Raw genomic sequence first — 20115 nt, 5'->3', positions numbered from 1 at the left:
CATTGCGGCCCATTCGCTGGCAAGCCAGCTCTTACAGGGTTATCGCCGATTCTGAAGCCGGTGGTGTCCCTGTAGGAGCGGGTTTACCCGCGATCGAGGGCAAAGCCCTCGCCATTACGGATTATTACGATTGTAAACTGGTACCAAGGTGCCAGTATCGAACCCCAATTTTTGGCCTGCGCCCGTCTGGCGCCGGCCCCAGACCAGAGGAACGACCGTGCACAACGTCGTGATCAGCGGCACCGGCCTGTACACCCCGGCCCAGAGCATTTCCAACGAAGAACTGGTGGCCTCCTTCAACACCTGGGCGCAGCAGTTCAACACTGAAAACGCCGCCGCCATCGAGCGTGGCGAGGTCGTGGCGGCGCCGCTGTCCGACGCGGCCTTCATCGAGAAGGCCTCGGGCATCAAGAGCCGCTTCGTCATGGACAAGGCCGGCATCCTCGACCCGCAGCGCATGAAGCCGCGCCTGCCGGAGCGCAGCAACGACGAGCAGTCGATCCTCTGCGAGATGGGCGTGGCCGCCGCCCGCCAGGCGCTGGAACGTGCCGGCCGCAGCGCCGCCGATGTCGACGGGGTGATCGTCGCCTGCTCCAACCTGCAGCGCCCGTACCCGGCCATCGCCATCGAAGTGCAGCAGGCGCTGGGCATCCAGGGTTTTGCCTTCGACATGAACGTGGCCTGCTCCTCGGCCACCTTCGGCATCCAGACCGCCGCCAACAGCGTGCAACTGGGCCAGGCCCGCGCGGTGCTGGTGGTCAACCCGGAGATCTGCACCGGCCACCTGAACTTCCGTGACCGCGACAGCCACTTCATCTTCGGCGATGCCGCCACCGCCGTGCTGGTCGAGCGTGCCGACCTGGCCACCTCGAAGCACCAGTTCGACATCGTCAGCACCAAGCTGCTGACCGCGTTCTCCAACAACATCCGCAACAATTTCGGCTTCCTCAACCGCGCGGCGGAAGAGGGCATCGGCGCGCAGGACAAACTGTTCGTGCAGGAAGGCCGCAAGGTGTTCAAGGAAGTCTGCCCGATGGTCGCCGAGCTGATCGGCCAGCACCTGGCCGAGAACGACCTGCAACCTTCGGACGTCAAGCGCTTCTGGCTGCACCAGGCGAACCTGAGCATGAACCACCTGATCGTCAAGAAGCTGCTGGGGCGTGAAGTGGCGGAGGAAGATGCGCCGGTGATCCTCGACCGTTATGCCAACACCAGTTCGGCGGGGTCGGTGATTGCCTTCCACCTGTACCAGGATGACCTGGCCAAGGGCTCGCTGGGTGTACTGAGCTCGTTTGGCGCGGGGTATTCGATTGGTAGCGTGGTGCTGCGCAAGCGCTGAGTCTTGTAGAGGTTTTACCGGCCCCTTCGCCGGCAAGCCGGCTCCTACCGAGGGATGCGATCTCCTGTAGGAGCCGGCTTGCCGGCGAAGGGGCTGCGCATTTCTACAAGGCAAAAAAAGGCGGGAAATGCCGGATGGGGTCGGCATTTCCCGCCTGAGCAACGCAGGGGCGCGATGGCTTAGAACTTGGCTTCCAGGTCCACCTGCAGCGTGTCGACGTCGGCGTCGCTGTTCGGCAGGTTGGAATAGTCGGTCTTGGCCATCAGGTAGGCGCCACCGACGGTGAAGTTCTTGTCGATCTCGTAGCCGACCTTGAACTTGTGACCACGCGAGCCGGTGAAGCCGTTGCCGAAGTCGGAGTCGGTGAACAGGCTGACCACGGCGTTACGCTGCACGTCGCGGTAGTTGTAGTCCAGGCTCCAGGCGCCCAGCTTGGTCTTCAGGCCGGCCAGCCAGGCCTTGTCCTTGCCGTCGGTGCTCTCGGTATTCTTGACGAACTGGCCATAGGCCGACAGCGGGATGGCGAAGCCGGTGAAGTCCAGCTGGCCGAAGCCTTCCACCAGGTTGAACTCGTTGGTGGTGTTGCCCAGCGAGCGCAGCGCCGCGGATTCCTTGTCGTTGTCGTAGCCGTAGATGCTGCCGCCCACGGTGAGCTTGACGGTGTCGGCCGCGTTGAACTTGGCACCCAGCTGGCCGTGGTACAGCTGTGCGTCGTGCTTGAACTGCACGCCGTCGCCGTCGACGTTGTCTTTCAGGTTGTAGTGGCCGGCGCTGCCGAACAGCTCGGCGCCGCCCAGGTTGGTCTTGTAGGTGACCGCCACGCCTTCGGGGTTGATGTCGCTGTCCCAGATGATGTCGCCCATGCTCACCCAGGGCTGGTTCATCTTGCCGCCGATCAGGTGCAGGTTGGGGACCGCGGTCGGGTGCCAGTCGAGGTAGGCCAGGTCGACCCACAGCGATTTCTTCTCGAAGTAGTTGTCCAGGCTCTGGTTGGTGGAGCGGGCGTCGGCGCTGCTGCCGGTGGCCACGCGCACGCCGGCGTCGACCTGCGGGTTGATCTCGCTGTAGAAGCCGACACGGGCGCGGACGCGCTCGCGGTCCTGGTTGCCGCTGCGGGCAATCGGGTTGTCGACGTTGACGTCTTCGTAACGCAGGCGCACGTCACCCTTGATCTGGGTCTTGGCGGCCCATGCCACTTTCTGTTCGAAGGAGCTCAGGCGCTCGGACTGGGCTTTCTGGTCGGCCTTTTCCTTGGTTTCCTTTGCCAGGTCGCCCTGCAGTTCGTTGTACTGCGCCTGGTTGATCGAGCCATTGGCGCGGAGCATTTCGAGCAGCTTGGCGTCGACAGCAGCACTGGCCGGAGTACTCAGAGCCAGCATCATGCCGGTGAGGCTCACTCCGGTAAGTGTAGAAACAAGACGCATAAGGTTCTCCCGTTGGAAAAAAGTGGGGAGGCTCAAGCGCCCACCCCCAAGTTGGCATGTCTTCGGAAAGGGCCTGAATAGACAGGTTCTGGGGTTCCGGAAAACAGGCGCAAGTATTGCGAGGGGGAATGACAGAATAATGTCTAAACAGTGGCACTGCTGTGAAGTAAGCGGCCTGTCATTTGAGTGTCACGGTCGGTTTGGCAATACTGGCGTTCTTTGTCCTGCGAGTTGCCGATGTGACCAGCCTCCACAGCCTTGCCCACCTGCGCGACCTGCCGGCGACCACCTGGGACGCGCTGGTGCCGGACGGCCAGCCGTTCCTGCGCCATGCGTTCCTCACGGCCATGGAGGACAGCGGCAGTGTGGTACCCGATACCGGCTGGGCCGCCGAGCACCTGGTGCTGGAGCGTGATGGCGAGGTGCGCGCACTGCTGCCGGCTTATCGCAAGTGGCACTCCTTCGGTGAGTACGTGTTCGACCATGGCTGGGCCGATGCCTGTGAGCGCGCGGGCATCGCCTACTACCCCAAGTTGCTGGGGGCCGTGCCGTTCAGCCCGGTGAGCGGGCCACGGCTGCTGGCCAGTGACCCTGCCGACGGTTTGCTGTTGTTGCAGGCGATTCCGGAATACCTCGAGAAGGGCGGGTTGTCCGGCGCGCACATCAACTTCACGGATTCAGCCTTGGACGCCAGCATTGCCAGCCTGCCGGGCTGGATGGAGCGCCTGGGCTGCCAGTTCCACTGGCGTAACCGTGGTTATCGGGACTTCCAGGACTTCCTCGATACGCTCAGTTCGCGCAAGCGCAAGCAGATGCGCAAGGAGCGTGAGCAGGTGGCCGGGCAGGGGATCGAATTCGCCTGGTACAAGGGCGATGAGCTGAGCGAGGCGCAGTGGGATTTCGTCTACCTCTGCTATGCCAACACCTATGCCGTGCGCCGTCGCGCGCCGTACCTGACCCGGGCGTTCTTCAGCTTGGTCGGCGAACGCATGCCCGAGGCCATCCGTGTGGTGATCGCCCGGCAGAACGGTCGGGACGTGGCCATGGCCTTGAGCCTGCTGGGTGGCGACAGCCTGTACGGGCGTTACTGGGGCTGCCTGGATGAGTTCGATCGGCTGCATTTCGAAACCTGCTTCTACCAGGGGATGGATTTGGCCATCGCCGAGGGGCTGCAGCGCTTCGATGCGGGCGCGCAGGGTGAGCACAAGCTGATTCGCGGGTTCGAGCCGGTGATCACGCGGTCGTGGCATTACCTGCGCCATCCTGGGTTGCGGCGGGCGGTGGAGGATTTTCTTGGGCAGGAGCGGGTCGGGGTGCGGGCTTATGCCGAGGAGGCGCGGGGGATGTTGCCGTATCGCCGGGATTGATAGCCCGGTTCGCCGGCAAGCCGGCTCCTACCGTAGGAGCCGGCTTGCCGGCGAACCGGACAACGCGTGGCTCAATCCACCCCAACGAACCCGCCGGTCTGGTGATGCCACAATCGCGCATACAGCCCCTGCTGGGCCAGCAACTCGCTGTGGCTGCCGCTCTCGACGATATGCCCCTTGTCCAGCACGACCAGCCGGTCCATGCGGGCGATGGTCGACAGGCGGTGGGCGATGGCGATCACGGTCTTGCCCTGCATCAGCGTCTCCAGGCTCTCCTGGATAGCGGCCTCGACCTCAGAGTCCAGCGCCGAGGTGGCCTCGTCCATCACCAGGATCGGCGCGTTCTTCAGCAGCACCCGGGCAATGGCGATGCGCTGGCGCTGGCCACCGGAGAGCTTCACGCCGCGCTCGCCGACATGGGCGTCGAAGCCGGTGCGGCCCTGGGCATCGGACAACTGCGGGATGAACTCGTCCGCCCGCGCCCGGCGCACCGCTTCCCAGACTTCCGCGTCGCTGGCGCCGGGGCGGCCGTACAACAGGTTGTCGCGGATCGAGCGGTGCAGCAGCGAGGTGTCCTGGGTGATCATGCCGATCTGCGCGCGCAGGCTGGCCTGGTTGACCTCGGCGATGTCCTGGCCGTCGATGAGGATGCGCCCGCTGTCGATGTCGTACAGGCGCAGCAGCAGGTTGACCAGGGTCGACTTGCCGGCGCCGGACGGGCCGATCAGGCCGATCTTCTCGCCGGGGCGGATGTCCAGGCTCAACGCGTCGATCACCTTGCCGCCCTTGCCGTAGTGGAAGTCGACATGGTCGAAGCGCACCCCGCCACGGCTGACCTTCAACGCCGGCGCATCGGGCTTGTCGCTGACCGTGACCGGCTGGGCGATGGTCTGCAGGCCGTCCTGAACCATGCCGATGTTCTCGAAGATGCCGTTGACCACCCACATGATCCAGCCCGACATGTTGACGATGCGGATCACCAGGCCGGTGGCCAGGGCGATGGCGCCGACGCTGATCAGCGACTGGCTCCACAGCCACAGTGCCAGGCCCGTGGTGCTGACCACCAGCAGGCCGTTGAGCGAGGTGATGACCACGTCCATGCTAGTGACCACTCGCGAGCCCAGTTGTGTCTTCTCGGTATGCTCGCGGATCGCCTCGCGGGCGTACTGGCGTTCTTGATCGGTGTGGGCGAACAGCTTCAGCGTGGCGATGTTGGTGTAGCCGTCGACGATGCGCCCCATCAGCTTGGAGCGAGCGTCGGAGGAGATCACCGAGCGCTCCTTGACCCGCGGCACGAAGTAGTAGAGCGAGGCGATGTAGCAGGCAATCCACACCAGCAGCGGCAGCATCAGCCGCCAGTCGGCCTCGGCGAACAGCACCAGCGAGCTGATGGCGTAGATCAGCACGTGCCAGAGCGCGTCCACCGCCTGCACCGCCGAGTCGCGCAGGGAGTTGCCGGTTTGCATGATGCGTTGGGCGATGCGTCCGGCGAAGTCGCTCTGGAAGAAGTTGAGGCTCTGCTTGAGCACATAGTTGTGGTTCTGCCAGCGGATCAGGCTGGTCATGCCCGGGCTGATGGTCTGGTGCACCAGCAGGTCGTGCAACCCAAAGAACAACGGCCGCAGCAGCAGGATGACCACCAGCATCCAGATCAATTCACCGCTGTGTTCGCTGAAGAAGTTGACGTTGGGGGTGCCCTGGGCCAGGTCGATGATCCGGCTCAGGTAGCTGAACATGGCCACCTCGATCAGCGAGGCGACCAGGCCGACGATCAGCAGGGCGAGAAAGCTCGGCCACACCTGGCGCAGGTAGTACAGGTAGAACGGCCAGACCTGGCCGGGAGGCGCCTCGGTGGGCGCCTCGCGGAAGATGTCGATCAGTTGCTCGAAACGACGGTACAGCATGGGTGACAAGACTCCTGTGTGACCCGACCCACGTCCCTGTGCGGCGTGTGGTCAGTCGATGCGTTTGGCCGACTTGATGTACACCGGGTCCGCCGGGACATCGCGCATGCCTTTCTTGACGGTGGTCGGCGAGTTGACGATCTGGTCGACCACTTCCATGCCCTTGGTGACTTTGCCGAACACCGCGTAGCCACGGTCGCGGCCCGGGTTGAGGAAGTCGTTGTCGGCGACGTTGATGAAGAACTGGCTGGTGGCCGAGTTCGGGTCGGAGGTGCGGGCCATGGACAGGGTGCCACGGGTGTTCTGCAGGCCGTTGCTGGCTTCGTTGCGGATCGGGTCCTTGGTGTTCTTCTGCACCATCTGGTCGGTGAAGCCACCGCCCTGGACCATGAAGCCCGGGATCACGCGGTGGAAGATGGTGTTGTTGTAGAAGCCGCTGTCGACGTACTCGAGGAAGTTCTTCGTGCTGATCGGTGCTTTTTCAGCGTTCAGCTCGATCTCGATTTTGCCAAAGCTGGTGACCAGCTCAACGTGCGGGGTCTTGTCGGAGGCCATGACGCTGGTGGCGAAGGCAACCGAGCAGGCGGTGAGCAGCAGTTTTTTCAGCATGGGCTCAAAGATCCTTGAGAGGTGGAGGCGGCTGCGAGGAACTGCAGCAGGGTGAGGTTGAAGACCTCGGGTTGATCGAGGGGTGTAGCGTGCCGCGAATCGTCGATGACCGCCAGCCTGGCGTTGGGCATCAGGGCAACATAACGCGCCTTGAGTTGTACCGGGGTGTAATCGTGGTCGGCGGCGATCACCAGCGTCGGACAACGGATCTGGCCGATGCGTTCCTGCACGCCCCAGTCGACGATGGCGTCGAAGCTCTTGAGATACGCGCGCTTGTCGTTGCGTGCCCAGCGTTCGGCCATCTTGCGCCGCAGTTCGCTTTGCCCGGGCTTGGGGAACAGCCGCTGGGCCAGGCCCTTGCCCACCGTCTCGACGCTGAGCAGGCGCGCCAGGCCCCAGCGCTTGAGCCACCAGATCCAGTCGCTGCGGGTGCGGCGCTTGACCTCCGGGGCGCTGTTGACGATGCACAGGCTGCGCAACCAGTCGGGGTGGTCGACGGCGAACTGGAAGCCGACCATGCCACCCATCGACAGCCCGACGAAGTGCACCGGGCCGGTGCCCAGGTGCTTGAGCAGGGCCAGCAGGTCTTCGCTGAAGGTCTTGATCCGGTAGCCGCGTCGCGGCTTGGCGGATTGGCCATGGCCGCGGATATCCATGAGGATCACCCGGTAGTGGCGGCTGAACTCGGGCACCTGCAGCTCCCAGTCCTGGCTGCTCGAGCCCAGACCGTGCAGCAGCACCAGGGGCTCGCCCTGGCCATGTTCCTCGTAGTGCAGCAGGCAACCGTCATGTTCGAAACAGGCCATGGGCGCGGTCCTCTCAGGCTTGCGGGGGGGCGGCGAAGGGCACGTCCAGGGGCGCGGTGTCGAAGTTGCGCAGCAACTCGATGAGGATCTGCGTGGCCGGACCCAGGGTCTTTTCCTTGCTCGAATAAAGGTAGAACAGCGGGTGGCGGCTGCCACCCTGGTCCAGCGGCAAGGGCTTGAGCACGCCTTCGCGCAGCTCGCGCTCGATCATGTGCCGGGGCAGCCAGGCAAAACCCAGGCCGCTGCCGACGAAAGTGGCGGCGGTGCCCAGGCTGCCCACCGTCCAGCGCTGCTCGGCGCCCAGCCAGCCGACGTCACGGGGTTGCGCGCGGCCGGAGTCGCGGATCACCACCTGCAGCTGGCTTTCCAGGTCCTGGAAGGTGATCTCGCGGCCCATGCGGTGCAGGGCGTGTTCGGGGTGGGCGACGGCGATGAACTCCACCGGGCTCAGTTCGGTGCCCAGGTAACCACCGATATTGAAGCTGCTGATGGCCAGGTCCGCGATGCCTTCGTGCAGCACCTCTTCGACCCCGGACAACACCTCTTCACGCAGCCGCACCCGGCAACCACGGCTTTGCGGCATGAAGGCGGCCAGGGCGCGCACCAGGCGGGCGCTGGGGTAGGCGGCGTCGACCACCAGGCGCACCTCGGCTTCCCAGCCCTGTTCCATGTGGTGGGCCAGGTCTTCCAGCTGGCTGGCCTGCTTGACCAACTGCCGCGAGCGACGCAGCAGCACGTTGCCGGCTTCGGTCAGCACCGCCTTGCGCCCATCGATGCGCAGCAGCGGCACGCCCAGTTGCTCCTGCATCCGCGCCACGGTGTAGCTCACCGACGACTGCGAGCGGTGCAGGGCCTCGGCGGCCTGGGCGAACCCGCCATGGTCGACCACCGCCTGCAGGGTCCGCCACTGATCCAGGGTTACGCGCGGCGCTTTCATCTAGGGCTCCTGTTGTCCTAAGCTGCGCTCTTCTCAAGGAGAGCGCCCGTATGAAGAAATGTTGTGCGGCTTTGCTGTTGTGCCTGCCCTTCACCGCCATGGCTTACCCCATCGACGTGGAGAAGGAGCTGACCGGGGTCAAGGTCGACTACACCGCCTATGACACGGCCTACGACATCGGTGCCATCACCCTGAACAACTATGGGCAGGTACCGGCGGCCTGCAAGGTCATGTTCCGCAACGGCCCCGAGGCGCCACGGGTGCGCAGGGTCAACGTGCCGGCCGGCAAGAGCGTGGATGTGACCGCCAAGTTCAACCGGCAGATCATCAAGCTGCGGATCCTGCTGGACTGCAAGGCGGAATAAACTGATTAATCGATAGATTGATCCCACTTTTTACGCTTTTTTATCGATAGGTCAACCCTTAATCTCACCTCCATCGAATCGCCACCCCTTACCGCCGATGGAGGCACCCCATGTCCCGCGTACTGATCATCGAAAGCAGCGCCCGCCAGCAGGATTCCGTTTCCCGTCAACTGACCCGCGATTTCATCCAGCAGTGGCAAGCGGCGCACCCGGCTGACGACATCACCGTGCGTGACCTGGCGGTGAACCCGGTGCCGCACCTGGACGCCGACCTGCTGGGCGGCTGGATGAAGCCTGATGAACAGCGCAGTGCCGCCGAACGGGACGCCCTGGCCCGCTCCAATGCCCTGACCGACGAGCTGCTGGCCGCCGACGTGCTGGTGATGGCAGCGCCGATGTACAACTTCACTATCCCCAGCACCCTGAAGGCCTGGCTGGACCATGTGCTGCGTGCCGGCATCACTTTCAAGTACACCCCGACTGGCCCGCAAGGCCTGCTGAACGGCAAGCGCGCCATTGTCCTGACCGCCCGTGGTGGCATCCATGCCGGCGCCAGCAGTGACCATCAGGAACCCTACCTGCGCCAGGTGATGGCTTTCATCGGTATCCATGACGTGGACTTCATCCACGCCGAAGGCCTGAACATGAGCGGCGAGTTCCACGAGAAGGGCCTGAACCAGGCCAAGGCCAAGCTGGCCGCGGTGGCCTGACAGGCGACGAATTCCCAACCTGACACCTTGTTGCTCCTTTGGGTGTGCCTGCCCGGCCAATCGATGGCCGGGCTTTTTTATGCTGGCCTCACGCTTTGCGCGATCCTTGTGGGAGCGGCCTTGTGTCGCGAAAGGGCCGCAAAGCGGCCCCGACGATCTTTGCATCGACACTGAGGTCCAGGGGCCGCTACGCAGCCCTTTCCGACCGGTCCGACGCCTCGGCAAGGCCGCTCCCATAAAGGCGAACGCAAACCACGAATACTCTGCAAGGCAGTTGCTCCCACAGATAAAGCACTGCTTTCAAGGCTTGTGGTAGCGGGCTTGCCCGCGAAGAGGCCGTTACTGCCCCCACATTTCCAAGGGTTGAACTCGGTCAGGCCAACCCGCTAAGGTCCCCGCCTTGATCCACGAGGGCCAACCATGGGCTACCTGATAATCGTCGCGCTGATCCAGGCGTACTCCTTCAACCTGATCGGCGAGTACCTGGCCGGCCATGTCGACAGCTACTTCGCCGTGCTCGCCCGGGTGGTGCTGGCTGCTCTGGTATTCCTGCCGCTGACCCGCTGGCGCCAGGTCGAGCCGCGCTTCCTGCGTTCGATGCTGCTGATCGGCGCGCTGCAGTACGGCATCACCTACGTCTGCCTGTACCTGAGCTTCCGTGTGCTCACCGTGCCCGAGGTGCTGCTGTTCACCATCCTCACCCCCTTGCACGTCACGCTGATCGAGGACGCCCTGAACCGGCGTTTCAACCCCTGGGCATTGCTGGCCGCGCTGGTGGCGGTGGCCGGTGCGGCGGTGATTCGCTTCGACACCATCTCCGGCGAGTTCTTCATGGGCTTCCTGCTGCTGCAACTGGCCAACTTCACCTACGCCGCCGGGCAGGTGCTGTACCGTCACCTGGTCGCCCGCCACCCCAGCGACCTGCCGCATTACCGTCGCTTCGGCTACTTCTACCTCGGCGCGCTGATCGTGGTGCTGCCAGCCTTCCTGCTGTTCGGCAACGCCCAGCACCTGCCGAGCACCAACACCCAATGGCTGGTGCTGCTGTTCCTTGGCCTGTGCCCGACCGCGCTGGGGTTGTACTGGTGGAACAAGGGTGCCTGCCTGGTGTCCGGCGGCACTTTGGCGGTGATGAACAACCTGCATGTGCCGGTGGGGCTGTTGCTGAACCTGCTGATCTGGAACCAGGACGAACCGTTGGGGCGCCTGGCCATCGGTGGTTCCATCATCCTGGCGTCGGTGTGGCTTAGCCGCCTGGGTGGCCAGCGTGCGCTACAGCCCGGCGCGACCTCGTCGCGCTGATCGATAGCGCATTGCATCAAAGGCGCCCCCAGTGGGCGCCTTTGTCTTTATCGGGGCCAGGGTTGGCCCAGGCTGAAGGAGAGGGGCAAGATAGGCGCAGGTGACACCAAGATCGCCAGTCATGAAATGGACATGAACAACAATACAAGGAAGAGACCGTGAACCTTGACCTGACTGATCTGAAGCTGTTCATAAAGATTGCCGAGTCGCCCAGCCTGACCCAGGGCGCCCGGCGCGCCTGCCTGTCGCCCGGCGCGGCGAGCATGCGCATCAAGTCGATGGAGGGCGAGCTGGGCGAGGGGTTGTTCCATCGCCAGAGCAAGGGCCTGGTGCTGACGGCGGCGGGCAAGCGCCTGCTGGTCCACGCCCGCAAGATCCTTGGCCAACTGGAAGTGCTCAAGGCCGAGTTCGAGCGGCATGAAGAGCAGGCCGTGCCCTGCATGCGCATGTACGTCGACGGCTTCACCGCCTTCGAGTCCACCCAGCAGCGTTTGGTGCGCTACCTGGCGGAGCACGCGAACATCGCCATCGACCTGCAGGCGCGCAACCCGGGGGAAATCGTCCGCGGCATTCGCGAAGGCGCCGTCGACATGGGGATGGTCGCGGGTAGCGCGCCGGTGGAAGGCTGCGCCTCGATTGCCATGCCCGCGCTCAACTACGTGGTCGTGCTGCCCCGGCGGCACCCGTTGGCCAGTGCCACGGCACTGCGTTTGCGGGAGGTGCTGAAGCACCCGCAGGTGGGGCTGTGCAGCGATGCCGCCCTGGGGCGACTCATCGAAGCGCAGGCGCGGGACGATGGCAGCGAGGCGCAGTTCAGGATCAAGGTATCCACGGGCGAAGCGCTCTGCCGGATGATCGCCGAGGGCGTGGGGATCGGCGTGGTGTCGGACGCGGCGGTGCAACGCTACCTGCGCTGCAGTGCGCTGGTGGTCCGGCCCCTGGAGGAAGCCTGGGCGCGGCAGGAGCACATGATGCTGGTCAGGCACTTCGACAGCATGCCTCGCCATGTCACCGAGCTGCTCTCCTACCTGAGCGCCGCCTGAGGTAGAGGCCACCGTCGCCAGGCGGACGCGCCTGGCGACGGCTGTGGCTCAGCGGGTACCCGGCACCAGGCTGAGGATTTCGTCGATCGGCATGCAGGCCGGCTCGATCTCGTAGGCGCGGTCGTTCTCCAGGATGCTGGTGGCGACCTGGCGCATGGCCGAATAGGCGCCGCGCAGCATGTGGTTGGCATAGATCACGGCGTTGAAGCCGGCATCGGCCAGGCACGAGAACGTCAGTTGCGGGTAGCTGGTGGGCACGCAGATCAGTGGCGTGGCGGGGTGGCGGTGCTTGAAGCGCCGGGCGAACTCGAGGATTTCCTCGCCACTGCGCTTGCGGCTGTGGATCATGATGCCGTCGGCACCGGCCTCGGTGTAGGCGCTGCAGCGGGCCAGGGCATCCTCCAGGCCCTTTTCCAGGATCAGGCTCTCGCAGCGGGCGAAGATCATCATCCGGTCGCCATGCCGGTGTTGCGTGCCGGCCCTGATCTTTTCGCAGAAGTGCTCCACGGTCTCCTGCTCCTGGTGCACCGAGAGGCCCAGCAGGGAGTTCTTCTTCAAACCGCACTTGTCTTCGATGACGATTGCCGAGACACCGGCGCGTGCCAGCCATTGCACATGGATGGCGAAGTGCTCGACCTTGCCGCCGGTGTCGGCGTCGTAGATCAGCGGCAGGTCGCACACCCCGAGGATCTCGTTGAGCCGTTCGAGGCGGTCGCTGGGCGAAAGGATCTCGATGTCCGGCAGGCAGCGCTGGGTGGAATCGGTCAGCGAACTGGACCAGATGGCGTCATAGCCCAGGCTGGCGCCGCGGACCTCCAGGCGCACGCTCTGGGCCAGCATGGCCGATATCGGGCTGTGCGCTTCCAGCACGCGCAGGCAGGGTTTGTCATGGAACAGTTGGCGCAGGTCGATGCGCGAATCGGGATTCACGATGTTCATGGGGCCACTTCCTTGATCAGAGGTGTGTCAGACGGCCAGGACCGACTCCATCTTGTGCAGGTGTTCGCAGGCGCGTTGCACGTACTCGCACGACAACGCCTCGATCCGTGTGTAGTCGAGTGGCTGCTTCGTAGCCTGGCAGTAGAGCTCGAGGGCGCTGGTGGCATGGAAGAAATGCTGGGCCTCGACCGCGCCACAATGCACGCTGAGGAAGGTTGCGATACGGTGCGCTTCGCCCGCGGGCTTTCCTTGCACCTGCTTCAGCCAGTCTTTCCACAATGGCGTCATCACGTTGTATTCACCCGTGTTGAACAGTTCGGTCATCGCCATCATCTCGATGGCTTCCACCAACTGCGGGGCGAGCGGGCGCTTGTTGCCGACCCAGGTGGAGAATTCCTTGGTCACCGGGTTCAGGTAGCGGTCCTGCAGGCGCCAGTCGTCCGAGCCGCAGATCGCCGTGGCCATGCGCGCATACAGCTTGGAGTGGTGCGGGTGGCCGTGCATCTCGCCCAGGCCGATGTCCTCGACGATGATCTCGCCGCAGTGGCGCGCGGCTTCCAGCAGGCGCAGGCGGCCCTGGTCATCGTCGAGTGCCTCGGACTCCTGCAGCAGCCTCACGATGATGCTGGACACCGCGTGGGCCGCGCCATCCGGGCTGCGCCAGCCGCAGAAGAAGGTGCACAGGCTGTCACGCGACCACGGCTGCGAGGTGATGCGCTGGTAGGTGTCCAGGTAGTCGCCGAGCAGGTCGTCGTGAACGTCGAAGCCCTTTCTCAGGGCACTGGCCAGCCGTTTGTCCCGGACATCGGTCAGCGCCTGGTCAACGAATGACAGCATGAAATCCGTTTTCTTCATGTCATGATCTCGCGGTTGGGTGGAAAGGCCGGGTTCAGGCAAGCGATGTGATGAAGGTGGCGAAGCGGCCCAGGCCCTCGACCAGGTCGTCCTCGCTCACGGAGTAGGAGAGCCGCACGGCGCGCGGGTCGCCATTGCTGCAGCCGGGCACCAGGGCGATGCGCGCTTCGGTCAGCAGCAGCTCGCACAGGTGGCTGGCGTCACGCAGGGGCTGGCCCTGGTAGCGCTTGCCCAGCAGGTCGCCGATATCCAGGTACAGGTAGAAAGCGCCCTGGGGCGGCGCGAAGCGGACTCCCTCAAGCTGGCCGAGCAGGGCGGTAGCCGTGGCCAACTGGCGGTCGAGCTGGGCGTTGATGTCGGCGGCAAAGCGTAGGGAAGCCTCGCCATCGAGGGCGGTCAACGCGGCGTATTGCGCCAGGCTGCTGGGGTTGGAGGTGGTGTGCGCCTGCAGGTTGTGCATGGCCGTGACCACCGCTTTGGGGGCGCAGGCATAGCCCAGCCGCCAGCCGGTCACGGCCTGGCTCTTGGAGAACGAGTCGATGATGATGGCCGAGTCCTTGAGCTCGGGCAGCAGGCTGACGATGTTGTGGTGTTGCTGGCTGCCGCGCAGCAAGCCGCGATAGCACTCGTCGAAGATGATCCACAGCTTGCGTTCCAGGGCCAGTTCACCGATGGCGAGCAGGTCCTGGGGTGAGTAGACCACCCCGGTGGGGTTGTTCGGGGTGTTGATGATGATCGCTTTGCTGCGCGGCGACAGGGCGGCCTTCACCGCCGCACTGCGCAACGAGTACTGGTCGGCCCGGGTGTCGATGAACACCGGCCTGGCGCCTGCCAGTTCGACCTGGGTGGGGAAGGTCTCCCAGTAAGGGCGCGGGATGAGCACTTCGTCGCCAGGATTCAGCAGTACCATCGCGCTGTTGAACAGGGCCTGCTTGGCACCGCTGGATACGGCGATCTCATCGGCGCCATAGCTGACGCCCAGGCGCTGGCTGACACTGTTGGCCAACGCCTGGCGCAGCCGCGGGTTGCCCAGCGGTGGGGTATAGCGGTTCCACTGCTCGTGCACTGCGGCGATGGCGCCGCTGCGCATGTCCGGCGCCGCGTCCGTGGCCAGCTCGCCGGCCGCGAAGTTGATCACCTTGATGCCGGCGTCACGCAAGGCATTGGCTTTGCTGCGCATGCTCGAGGTGCCGGGCGCGCCGATGCGGCCGGCGCGCTCCGAGAGTTCGTAGGTCATGGTTCACGTCCTTGTTGTGGGTGATCCGCGGGCATCCTGCTCAGCGTCGGGTCAAGCCCTTCATGCCGTTGTAAGTGACCAGGCACAGGGGCAGGGTCAGCAGCAGCACGCAGGCCAGCACCACCAGCCCCTCGTTCACCCCGGCCTGGTCGGAGATCGCGCCGATCAGCACCGGGGCCAGCGCGCCGCCGCCGACGGTGCCGGTGTAGAACCAGGCGAACACCCGGTCGCGACGGTCCCGTGGGGCGAAGTCCGGCACCAGGCCGCCGAGTACCGACGAAGTACCGTTCAAGGCCACGCCGATCAGCGGCATCACCAGCATCAGCGCGCCGTAGGGCAGCACCAGCGCCAGCAGGATCAGCACGGCGGTGAGCAGTTCGGTGCAGATCACCGTGCGCACCGGCCCCAGGCGTGCGCCGAGGTAGCCGCAGAACAGCTTGCCGAAGGCGCCGCCGATGAACAGCAGCGACAGCGCCAGGCCGATGTGCTCGGTGTTGGCGCCTTTGCTCTGCAGCAGGAACGGCAGGAAGGTCAGGAAGCCCATGCGCACGCCGCTGTCGAGGGTGCCGGTGGCGATCAGCGCCATCAGGCCCGAAGTGCTGCCGGTCTTGTCGGCGCTGCCGGCTTTCTTGCCGGCCTTGTCGTGGGCCTGGGTCCGAGGCATCAGCAGCCACAATGCGAAGGCGGCGGCAATGCCGAGCATACCGAGCAGGGTGGCGTTGGTCTGCCAGGAGATGTACACCAGCGCCAAACCGGTGAGCCCTGGGATGATGGCCTTGCCGATATCGCCGGCGAAGTTGTACTGGGCCAGGGCCTGCTTGACCCGGCCACTGCCATCATAGGCATCCGAGACCAGAGCCGAGGCCAGGGGGTGCTGGGTGCTGGCCCCCAGGCCGCCGATCATCAAGGCCAGCAGCAACAGGGTGATGTCGGTGGCCTGCGCGGCCAGCAGGTAGGCGAAGCCGGCCAGGGCAGTGCCCCTGACCAGCAGGGCCTGCCGGCCCCAGCGGCGCGCACCCCGGCTGGCCAGCAACTGGAAGCCGGCCATCATCCCGGCATAGGCGCCGCGCAGCAGGCCGACCTGGGCATAGCTTAGGCCGAAGGCCGCCTGCCAGATCGGCAGCAGTACATAGATCACATCGGTCAGGCCGTCGTGCACGCCATGGGCGAGGCTGCCCGCGGCCAGGGCCTTGCGGCGGGTGGCCTGGTCGGTGCCATCCGGTTCGTCGAGTTTTTCCAGGGAGATGTCCTGACGCATCGCTTGCTCGCAGTCCTTGTGTCGAATCCTGGCCGAAAGCCGCGCGGCGCGGTTCGGTGTGCTGGCTGCAGGGTAGGAGATGCGGGGCAGGGTGGGTATTCGTATTTGCCGAAGGCTGGCGTTTAATAATTCTGAAATAGTTGTAACTGTTTGTTTCTGATGACGCTTTGCGTTGAGCCTGGCAAATAAATTTCTGAGTCTTTGTTCGCCGGCAAGCCGGCTCCTACGAGTTGGTCGCTTCAACGCGGTACCTGTAGGAGCCGGCCTTGCCGGCGAATGGGCCGGTACCGTCAACACAACTCTCAGGCGTTGCTGAAGGCGCGAGGTTCCTGCTCACGTTGAGACCGGCCAGCCAAACCGACGCGCATGTCGTTGCCACTCGGTTGCTGATACAGGCTCAGCCCAAATTCCGGCAGCACCGCCAGCAGGTAGTCGAAGATATCGCCCTGGATACGCTCGTACTCGGCCCAGGCCGTGGTGGTGGTGAAGCAGTAGATCTCCAGCGGCACGCCTTCGGCGGTGGTCTGCATCTGCCGGACCATGCAGGTCATGCCGGCGTGCACATTGGGGTGGTTTTTCAGGTAGGCCAGGGCGAAGGCGCGGAAGGTGCCGATGTTGGTCAGCTTGCGCCGGTTGGCGGCCAGCTCCGCCACCGGGCCAAGGGCCTCGTTCCAGCTGTGCAGCTCCTGGCGCTTTTGCGCCAGGTAGTCGCCGAGCAGGCGCACCTGGCCCAGGCGCTGCTCTTCTTCCGGCGTGAGGAAGCGCACCCCGGCGGCATCGATGAACAGGCTGCGCTTGATGCGTCGACCGCCCGACTGCTGCATCCCCCGGTAGTTGCGGAACGACTCGCTCATCAGGCGCCAGGTGGGGATGGAGACGATGGTCTTGTCGAAGTTCTGCACCTTGACCGTGTGCAGGGTGATATCCACCACATCGCCGTCGGCGCCGACCTGGGGCATCTCGATCCAGTCGCCCACGTGCAGCATGTCGTTGCTGGTGAGCTGCACGCTGGCGACGAACGACAGCAATGTGTCTTTGTACACCAGCAGCAGTACCGCCGACATGGCGCCCAGGCCCGACAGCAGCAACAGCGGCGAGCGGTCGATGAGCGTGGCGACGATCACGATGGCGGCGAAGATCCACAGCATCATCTTGGCCAGTTGCACGTAGCCCTTGATCGAGCGGGTGCGGGCATGCTCGGTGCGGGCATAGATGTCCAGCAGGGCATCGAGCAGGCACGACAGGGCCATGGTCATGAACAGCAGGGTGAAGGCCAGGGCGAAGTTGCCGAGGAAGTGCTGGGCGGTGTCGGAGAGCTCCGGCACCAGCTTCAGGCCGAACTGGATCACCAGCGAGGGGGTGGTCTGGGCCAGGCGGTGGAACACCTTGTTCTGGCGCAGGTCGTCGAGCCACCGCAGCGCGGGCTGGCGGGCCAGCAGGCGGCTGGCATGCAGGACCAGGAAGCGGGCCAGGCGGCCAACCAGCAGCGAGACGAGCAGCAGCACGCCCAGCCCGAGCGCGGCATGCAGCAGTGGATGTTGGTCGAGGGTCCCCCAGAGGTCGAGGGTGTCGTGCCAGATGCGTTGGATGTCCATGGGTGCGAAAGCGGTCTGTATAGCGGTACGAAGGGGCTTTAGAGTGCCAATCGGGGCAAAGTTACCAAAAGAAGTTCGGCTCCGACGAAGGAAAACGTTACCCTATGCAACTTGAATTTTTCGCACTTGCCCGAGGTTACGCCGTGTTTTCCCAATTCGCCCTGCACGAACGCCTGCTCAAAGCCGTGGCCGAGCTGAAATTTGTCGAGCCGACGCCGGTGCAGGCAGCGGCCATTCCCCTGGCGTTGCAAGGGCGTGACCTGCGGGTGACGGCGCAGACCGGCAGCGGCAAGACGGCGGCCTTTGTCCTGCCCCTGCTCAATCGCCTGGTCGACCTGAGCGGCCCACGCGTGGAAATCCGCGCGCTGATCCTGCTGCCCACCCGCGAGCTGGCCCAGCAGACCCTCAAGCAGGTGCAACTGTTCTCCCAGTTCACCTACATCAAGTCCGGGCTGGTGACGGGTGGTGAAGACTTCAAGGAACAGGCCGCGATGCTGCGCAAGGTACCGGACGTGCTGATCGGCACCCCGGGCCGCCTGCTCGAACAGCTCAATGCCGGCAACCTCGACCTTTCCCACGTGAAGGTGCTGATCCTCGACGAGGCCGACCGCATGCTCGACATGGGCTTCGCCGAAGACATGGAGCGCCTGTGCAAGGAGTGCGAGAACCGCGAACAGACCCTGCTGTTCTCCGCCACCACTGGCGGCGCGGCTCTGCGCGACATCATCGGCAAGGTGCTGAAGGACCCTGAGCACCTGATGCTCAACAGCGTCTCGCAGCTTGCCGAAGGCACCCGCCAGCAGATCATCACTGCCGACCACGACCAGCACAAAGAGCAGATCGTGCAGTGGCTGCTGGCCAACGAGACCTACCAGAAAGCGATCATCTTCACCAACACCCGGGCGTTGGCCGATCGCATCTACGGCCACCTGGTGGCCAAAGAAGTCAAAGCCTTCGTCCTGCATGGCGAGAAGGACCAGAAAGACCGCAAACTGGCCATCGATCGTTTCAAGGATGGCGGCTCCAAGGTGCTGGTAGCCACCGACGTCGCCGCCCGTGGCCTGGATATCGATGGCCTGGACCTGGTGATCAACTTCGACATGCCGCGCAGCGGTGACGAGTACGTGCACCGCATCGGCCGTACCGGCCGCGCCGGTGGCGAAGGCCTGGCGATCTCGCTGATCACCCACAACGACTGGAACTTGATGTCGAGCATCGAGCGCTACCTCAAGCAGCAGTTCGAGCGCCGCGTCATCAAAGAGGTCAAGGGCACCTACAGCGGGCCGAAAAAGGTCAAGGCGTCGGGCAAGGCAGCCGGCAGCAAGAAGAAAAAGGTCGAGAAGAAGACTGGCACCGACAAGAAAGCCGCCGCCAAGCGCAAGCCGGCTGCCAAGCCGAAGGCCAAGGCCCCGTTGGCCAGCGCCGACGGCCTGGCGCCGCTGAAAAAGCGCAAGCCTGCGGCCGAGTAAGGCACGCTTGCGACAAACCCGCCATCGCAATGATGGCGGGTTGATTCACACCTTCCCCAGGTGTTTGTAGCCCATTTCCCAAACTACTCCCGAGCCCATGCAATTAACCGGCTGACCCCGATACTCCTCTGGCATGTTCAGCCAGGAGGGCGTAGCGTATGTACAGCTGTAAATACAAGGTGTCCCATGGCGTTTGACTGGGACGAGGAGAAGAACCTGCTCAACATCCGCAAGCACGGTATCGACTTCAACGATGTGCCCGAGATGTTCCGGCACCCGATGCTGGCGCTGCGCGATGAACGGTTCGACTACGCAGAGGCGCGCTGGATCAGCATGGGCTGGATCAACGCGTGGGTCAGCGTGGTCGCCTACACCGAAAGGCAAGGGGATGTGATCCGCATCATCTCTGCCCGAAGAGCCACCCGACGCGAGGTAACGCGCTATGTCGAAACCATCCGCAAGCATTGACCACACACCTATCGACACCTCGGACATTCCCGAGCTCGATGATGACTTCTTCCGCCGCGCCGAGCTGCGGGTTCCCGCCAAACAGACCGTGACGATGCGCCTGGATGCCGATGTGCTGGCCTGGTTCAAGGAGCAGGGCGCGGGCTACCAGACCCGCATCAACCAGCTGCTGCGCCAGTACATGCTGGCGCAACAGCGGCGCTGATCTCAGGTCCTGCTTTTCGCGGCCTTGAGTTCCTGGATGCGCTTGTCGATCAGCTGGCACTTGTCCGGCAGGTCCTTGCTGGCCGTATCGAGCTTCATACCCTGGAGCTCGTCATTGATCTCCTTGGCCTTCTGCGGATTCTGTTCGGTCAGTCGACTCACCAGCCCGGCGAGCTCCTCCCTTTTCTGCGTGGCCTCTTCCGGGGTGCAGGCCCAGACGGGCAGGGCGCCTAGCAGGCAGGCTGCACAGGCAGTGGATAGCAGTGCTTTCATTCTTCCGATCT

Annotated in this window: 20 protein-coding genes; 9 read left to right on the top strand and 11 right to left on the bottom strand. The window is 64.4% G+C overall.

Features of this window, described 5'->3' with window-relative positions; genetic code table 11:
• Positions 1–217: 217 nt before the first annotated feature.
• Positions 218–1339 carry a beta-ketoacyl-ACP synthase III gene (locus tag PSEEN_RS18320; RefSeq protein WP_011535046.1) on the top strand — a complete coding sequence of 374 codons (1122 nt, stop codon included), beginning with the start codon at positions 218–220 and terminating at the stop codon, positions 1337–1339.
• A gap of 179 nt (positions 1340–1518) precedes the next feature.
• Here PSEEN_RS18320 and PSEEN_RS18315 read toward each other — a convergent pair whose 3' ends face one another.
• The gene (locus PSEEN_RS18315) at positions 1519–2763 is read right to left on the bottom strand and encodes a putative porin (protein ID WP_011535045.1); all 1245 of its coding nucleotides are present in this window, start codon (positions 2761–2763) and stop codon (positions 1519–1521) included.
• Positions 2764–3002: 239 nt separating this feature from the next.
• Here PSEEN_RS18315 and PSEEN_RS18310 point away from each other — a divergent pair, with 239 nt between their 5' ends.
• Positions 3003–4130 (top strand): GNAT family N-acetyltransferase, encoded by a 1128-nt coding sequence (locus PSEEN_RS18310; RefSeq protein ID WP_011535044.1) that lies wholly within the window; start codon positions 3003–3005, stop codon positions 4128–4130.
• A gap of 71 nt (positions 4131–4201) precedes the next feature.
• Here the strand turns inward: PSEEN_RS18310 and PSEEN_RS18305 are convergent, their stop codons facing one another.
• Genes PSEEN_RS18305 through PSEEN_RS18290 form a run of 4 tightly spaced genes read right to left on the bottom strand, consistent with a single transcriptional unit; the run spans position 4202 to position 8386 of the window.
• The gene (locus tag PSEEN_RS18305) at positions 4202–6034 is read right to left on the bottom strand and encodes an ABC transporter ATP-binding protein (protein WP_011535043.1); all 1833 of its coding nucleotides are present in this window, start codon (positions 6032–6034) and stop codon (positions 4202–4204) included.
• A gap of 51 nt (positions 6035–6085) precedes the next feature.
• Positions 6086–6643 carry a peptidylprolyl isomerase A gene (locus PSEEN_RS18300; RefSeq protein ID WP_011535042.1) on the bottom strand — a complete coding sequence of 186 codons (558 nt, stop codon included), beginning with the start codon at positions 6641–6643 and terminating at the stop codon, positions 6086–6088.
• Positions 6637–7449, bottom strand: coding sequence for an alpha/beta fold hydrolase (locus PSEEN_RS18295; RefSeq protein WP_011535041.1), 813 nt, complete (start codon positions 7447–7449; stop codon positions 6637–6639). Before PSEEN_RS18295 ends, PSEEN_RS18300 begins: the two co-directional genes overlap by 7 nt.
• Positions 7450–7462: 13 nt before the next feature.
• Complete coding sequence (locus PSEEN_RS18290) at positions 7463–8386, bottom strand: LysR family transcriptional regulator (protein ID WP_011535040.1); 924 nt, start codon at positions 8384–8386, stop codon at positions 7463–7465.
• A 50-nt stretch (positions 8387–8436) separates the two neighbouring features.
• On the opposite strand from PSEEN_RS18290, the gene PSEEN_RS18285 reads away from it, so the two are divergent.
• The 4 genes from PSEEN_RS18285 (at position 8437) to PSEEN_RS18270 (ending at position 11806) form a co-directional block, all read left to right on the top strand.
• Positions 8437–8751, top strand: a complete 315-nt coding sequence (locus tag PSEEN_RS18285) for a 3-phosphoglycerate kinase (protein ID WP_011535039.1) — start codon at positions 8437–8439, stop codon at positions 8749–8751.
• A gap of 110 nt (positions 8752–8861) precedes the next feature.
• The gene (locus PSEEN_RS18280; protein ID WP_011535038.1) at positions 8862–9461 is read left to right on the top strand and encodes an FMN-dependent NADH-azoreductase; all 600 of its coding nucleotides are present in this window, start codon (positions 8862–8864) and stop codon (positions 9459–9461) included.
• Positions 9462–9881: 420 nt separating this feature from the next.
• Entirely contained in the window at positions 9882–10763 is an 882-nt protein-coding gene (locus PSEEN_RS18275; protein ID WP_011535037.1) for a carboxylate/amino acid/amine transporter, read from the top strand.
• A gap of 158 nt (positions 10764–10921) precedes the next feature.
• Complete coding sequence (locus PSEEN_RS18270; RefSeq protein WP_011535036.1) at positions 10922–11806, top strand: LysR family transcriptional regulator; 885 nt, start codon at positions 10922–10924, stop codon at positions 11804–11806.
• Positions 11807–11854: 48 nt separating this feature from the next.
• On the opposite strand, the gene aepX is transcribed toward PSEEN_RS18270, so the two are convergent.
• The 5 genes from aepX to PSEEN_RS18245 form a co-directional block, all read right to left on the bottom strand.
• Positions 11855–12745 carry a phosphoenolpyruvate mutase gene (gene aepX / locus PSEEN_RS18265; RefSeq protein ID WP_011535035.1) on the bottom strand — a complete coding sequence of 297 codons (891 nt, stop codon included), beginning with the start codon at positions 12743–12745 and terminating at the stop codon, positions 11855–11857.
• Between the two features lie 27 nt (positions 12746–12772).
• Positions 12773–13582 (bottom strand): hypothetical protein, encoded by an 810-nt coding sequence (locus PSEEN_RS18260; RefSeq protein ID WP_011535034.1) that lies wholly within the window; start codon positions 13580–13582, stop codon positions 12773–12775.
• Positions 13583–13634: 52 nt separating this feature from the next.
• A complete protein-coding gene (locus PSEEN_RS18255) occupies positions 13635–14837 on the bottom strand; it encodes a pyridoxal phosphate-dependent aminotransferase (RefSeq protein WP_011535033.1) in 1203 nt (400 codons plus the stop codon).
• A 40-nt stretch (positions 14838–14877) separates the two neighbouring features.
• Entirely contained in the window at positions 14878–16095 is a 1218-nt protein-coding gene (locus tag PSEEN_RS18250; RefSeq protein ID WP_044488332.1) for an MFS transporter, read from the bottom strand.
• Between the two features lie 302 nt (positions 16096–16397).
• On the bottom strand, positions 16398–17690 hold the full coding sequence (locus PSEEN_RS18245; RefSeq protein ID WP_011535031.1) for a mechanosensitive ion channel family protein: 1293 nt from the start codon (positions 17688–17690) through the stop codon (positions 16398–16400).
• Between the two features lie 143 nt (positions 17691–17833).
• On the opposite strand from PSEEN_RS18245, the gene PSEEN_RS18240 reads away from it, so the two are divergent.
• The 3 genes from PSEEN_RS18240 to PSEEN_RS18230 all read left to right on the top strand — a co-directional run bounded on the left by PSEEN_RS18240 (position 17834) and on the right by PSEEN_RS18230 (position 19832).
• The gene (locus PSEEN_RS18240; RefSeq protein WP_373694298.1) at positions 17834–19159 is read left to right on the top strand and encodes a DEAD/DEAH box helicase; all 1326 of its coding nucleotides are present in this window, start codon (positions 17834–17836) and stop codon (positions 19157–19159) included.
• Positions 19160–19345: 186 nt separating this feature from the next.
• On the top strand, positions 19346–19627 hold the full coding sequence (locus PSEEN_RS18235) for a BrnT family toxin (protein WP_011535029.1): 282 nt from the start codon (positions 19346–19348) through the stop codon (positions 19625–19627).
• Positions 19602–19832 (top strand): BrnA antitoxin family protein, encoded by a 231-nt coding sequence (locus tag PSEEN_RS18230; RefSeq protein ID WP_011535028.1) that lies wholly within the window; start codon positions 19602–19604, stop codon positions 19830–19832. Before PSEEN_RS18235 ends, PSEEN_RS18230 begins: the two co-directional genes overlap by 26 nt.
• 2 nt (positions 19833–19834) lie before the next feature.
• Here PSEEN_RS18230 and PSEEN_RS18225 read toward each other — a convergent pair whose 3' ends face one another.
• Positions 19835–20104, bottom strand: coding sequence for a hypothetical protein (locus PSEEN_RS18225; protein WP_011535027.1), 270 nt, complete (start codon positions 20102–20104; stop codon positions 19835–19837).
• Between the last annotated feature and the right edge of the window lie 11 nt (positions 20105–20115).

This window comes from Pseudomonas entomophila L48 (assembly GCF_000026105.1).
Lineage (GTDB): Bacteria > Pseudomonadota > Gammaproteobacteria > Pseudomonadales > Pseudomonadaceae > Aquipseudomonas > Aquipseudomonas entomophila.
This window is presented reverse-complemented; position numbering and strand designations above follow the sequence as displayed.

Excerpts from the sequence above, each read along its gene's own strand:
- PSEEN_RS18315 (WP_011535045.1), bottom strand. The coding sequence starts at position 2,763 with ATGCGTCTTGTTTCTACACTTACCGGAGTGAGCCTCACCGGCATGATG.
- PSEEN_RS18305 (WP_011535043.1), bottom strand. The coding sequence starts at position 6,034 with ATGCTGTACCGTCGTTTCGAGCAACTGATCGACATCTTCCGCGAGGCG.
- PSEEN_RS18300 (WP_011535042.1), bottom strand. The coding sequence starts at position 6,643 with ATGCTGAAAAAACTGCTGCTCACCGCCTGCTCGGTTGCCTTCGCCACC.
- PSEEN_RS18295 (WP_011535041.1), bottom strand. The coding sequence starts at position 7,449 with ATGGCCTGTTTCGAACATGACGGTTGCCTGCTGCACTACGAGGAACAT.
- PSEEN_RS18290 (WP_011535040.1), bottom strand. The coding sequence starts at position 8,386 with ATGAAAGCGCCGCGCGTAACCCTGGATCAGTGGCGGACCCTGCAGGCG.
- PSEEN_RS18285 (WP_011535039.1), top strand. The coding sequence starts at position 8,437 with ATGAAGAAATGTTGTGCGGCTTTGCTGTTGTGCCTGCCCTTCACCGCC.
- PSEEN_RS18280 (WP_011535038.1), top strand. The coding sequence starts at position 8,862 with ATGTCCCGCGTACTGATCATCGAAAGCAGCGCCCGCCAGCAGGATTCC.
- PSEEN_RS18275 (WP_011535037.1), top strand. The coding sequence starts at position 9,882 with ATGGGCTACCTGATAATCGTCGCGCTGATCCAGGCGTACTCCTTCAAC.
- aepX (WP_011535035.1), bottom strand. The coding sequence starts at position 12,745 with ATGAACATCGTGAATCCCGATTCGCGCATCGACCTGCGCCAACTGTTC.
- PSEEN_RS18260 (WP_011535034.1), bottom strand. The coding sequence starts at position 13,582 with ATGCTGTCATTCGTTGACCAGGCGCTGACCGATGTCCGGGACAAACGG.
- PSEEN_RS18255 (WP_011535033.1), bottom strand. The coding sequence starts at position 14,837 with ATGACCTACGAACTCTCGGAGCGCGCCGGCCGCATCGGCGCGCCCGGC.
- PSEEN_RS18250 (WP_044488332.1), bottom strand. The coding sequence starts at position 16,095 with ATGCGTCAGGACATCTCCCTGGAAAAACTCGACGAACCGGATGGCACC.
- PSEEN_RS18245 (WP_011535031.1), bottom strand. The coding sequence starts at position 17,690 with ATGGACATCCAACGCATCTGGCACGACACCCTCGACCTCTGGGGGACC.
- PSEEN_RS18235 (WP_011535029.1), top strand. The coding sequence starts at position 19,346 with ATGGCGTTTGACTGGGACGAGGAGAAGAACCTGCTCAACATCCGCAAG.
- PSEEN_RS18230 (WP_011535028.1), top strand. The coding sequence starts at position 19,602 with ATGTCGAAACCATCCGCAAGCATTGACCACACACCTATCGACACCTCG.
- PSEEN_RS18225 (WP_011535027.1), bottom strand. The coding sequence starts at position 20,104 with ATGAAAGCACTGCTATCCACTGCCTGTGCAGCCTGCCTGCTAGGCGCC.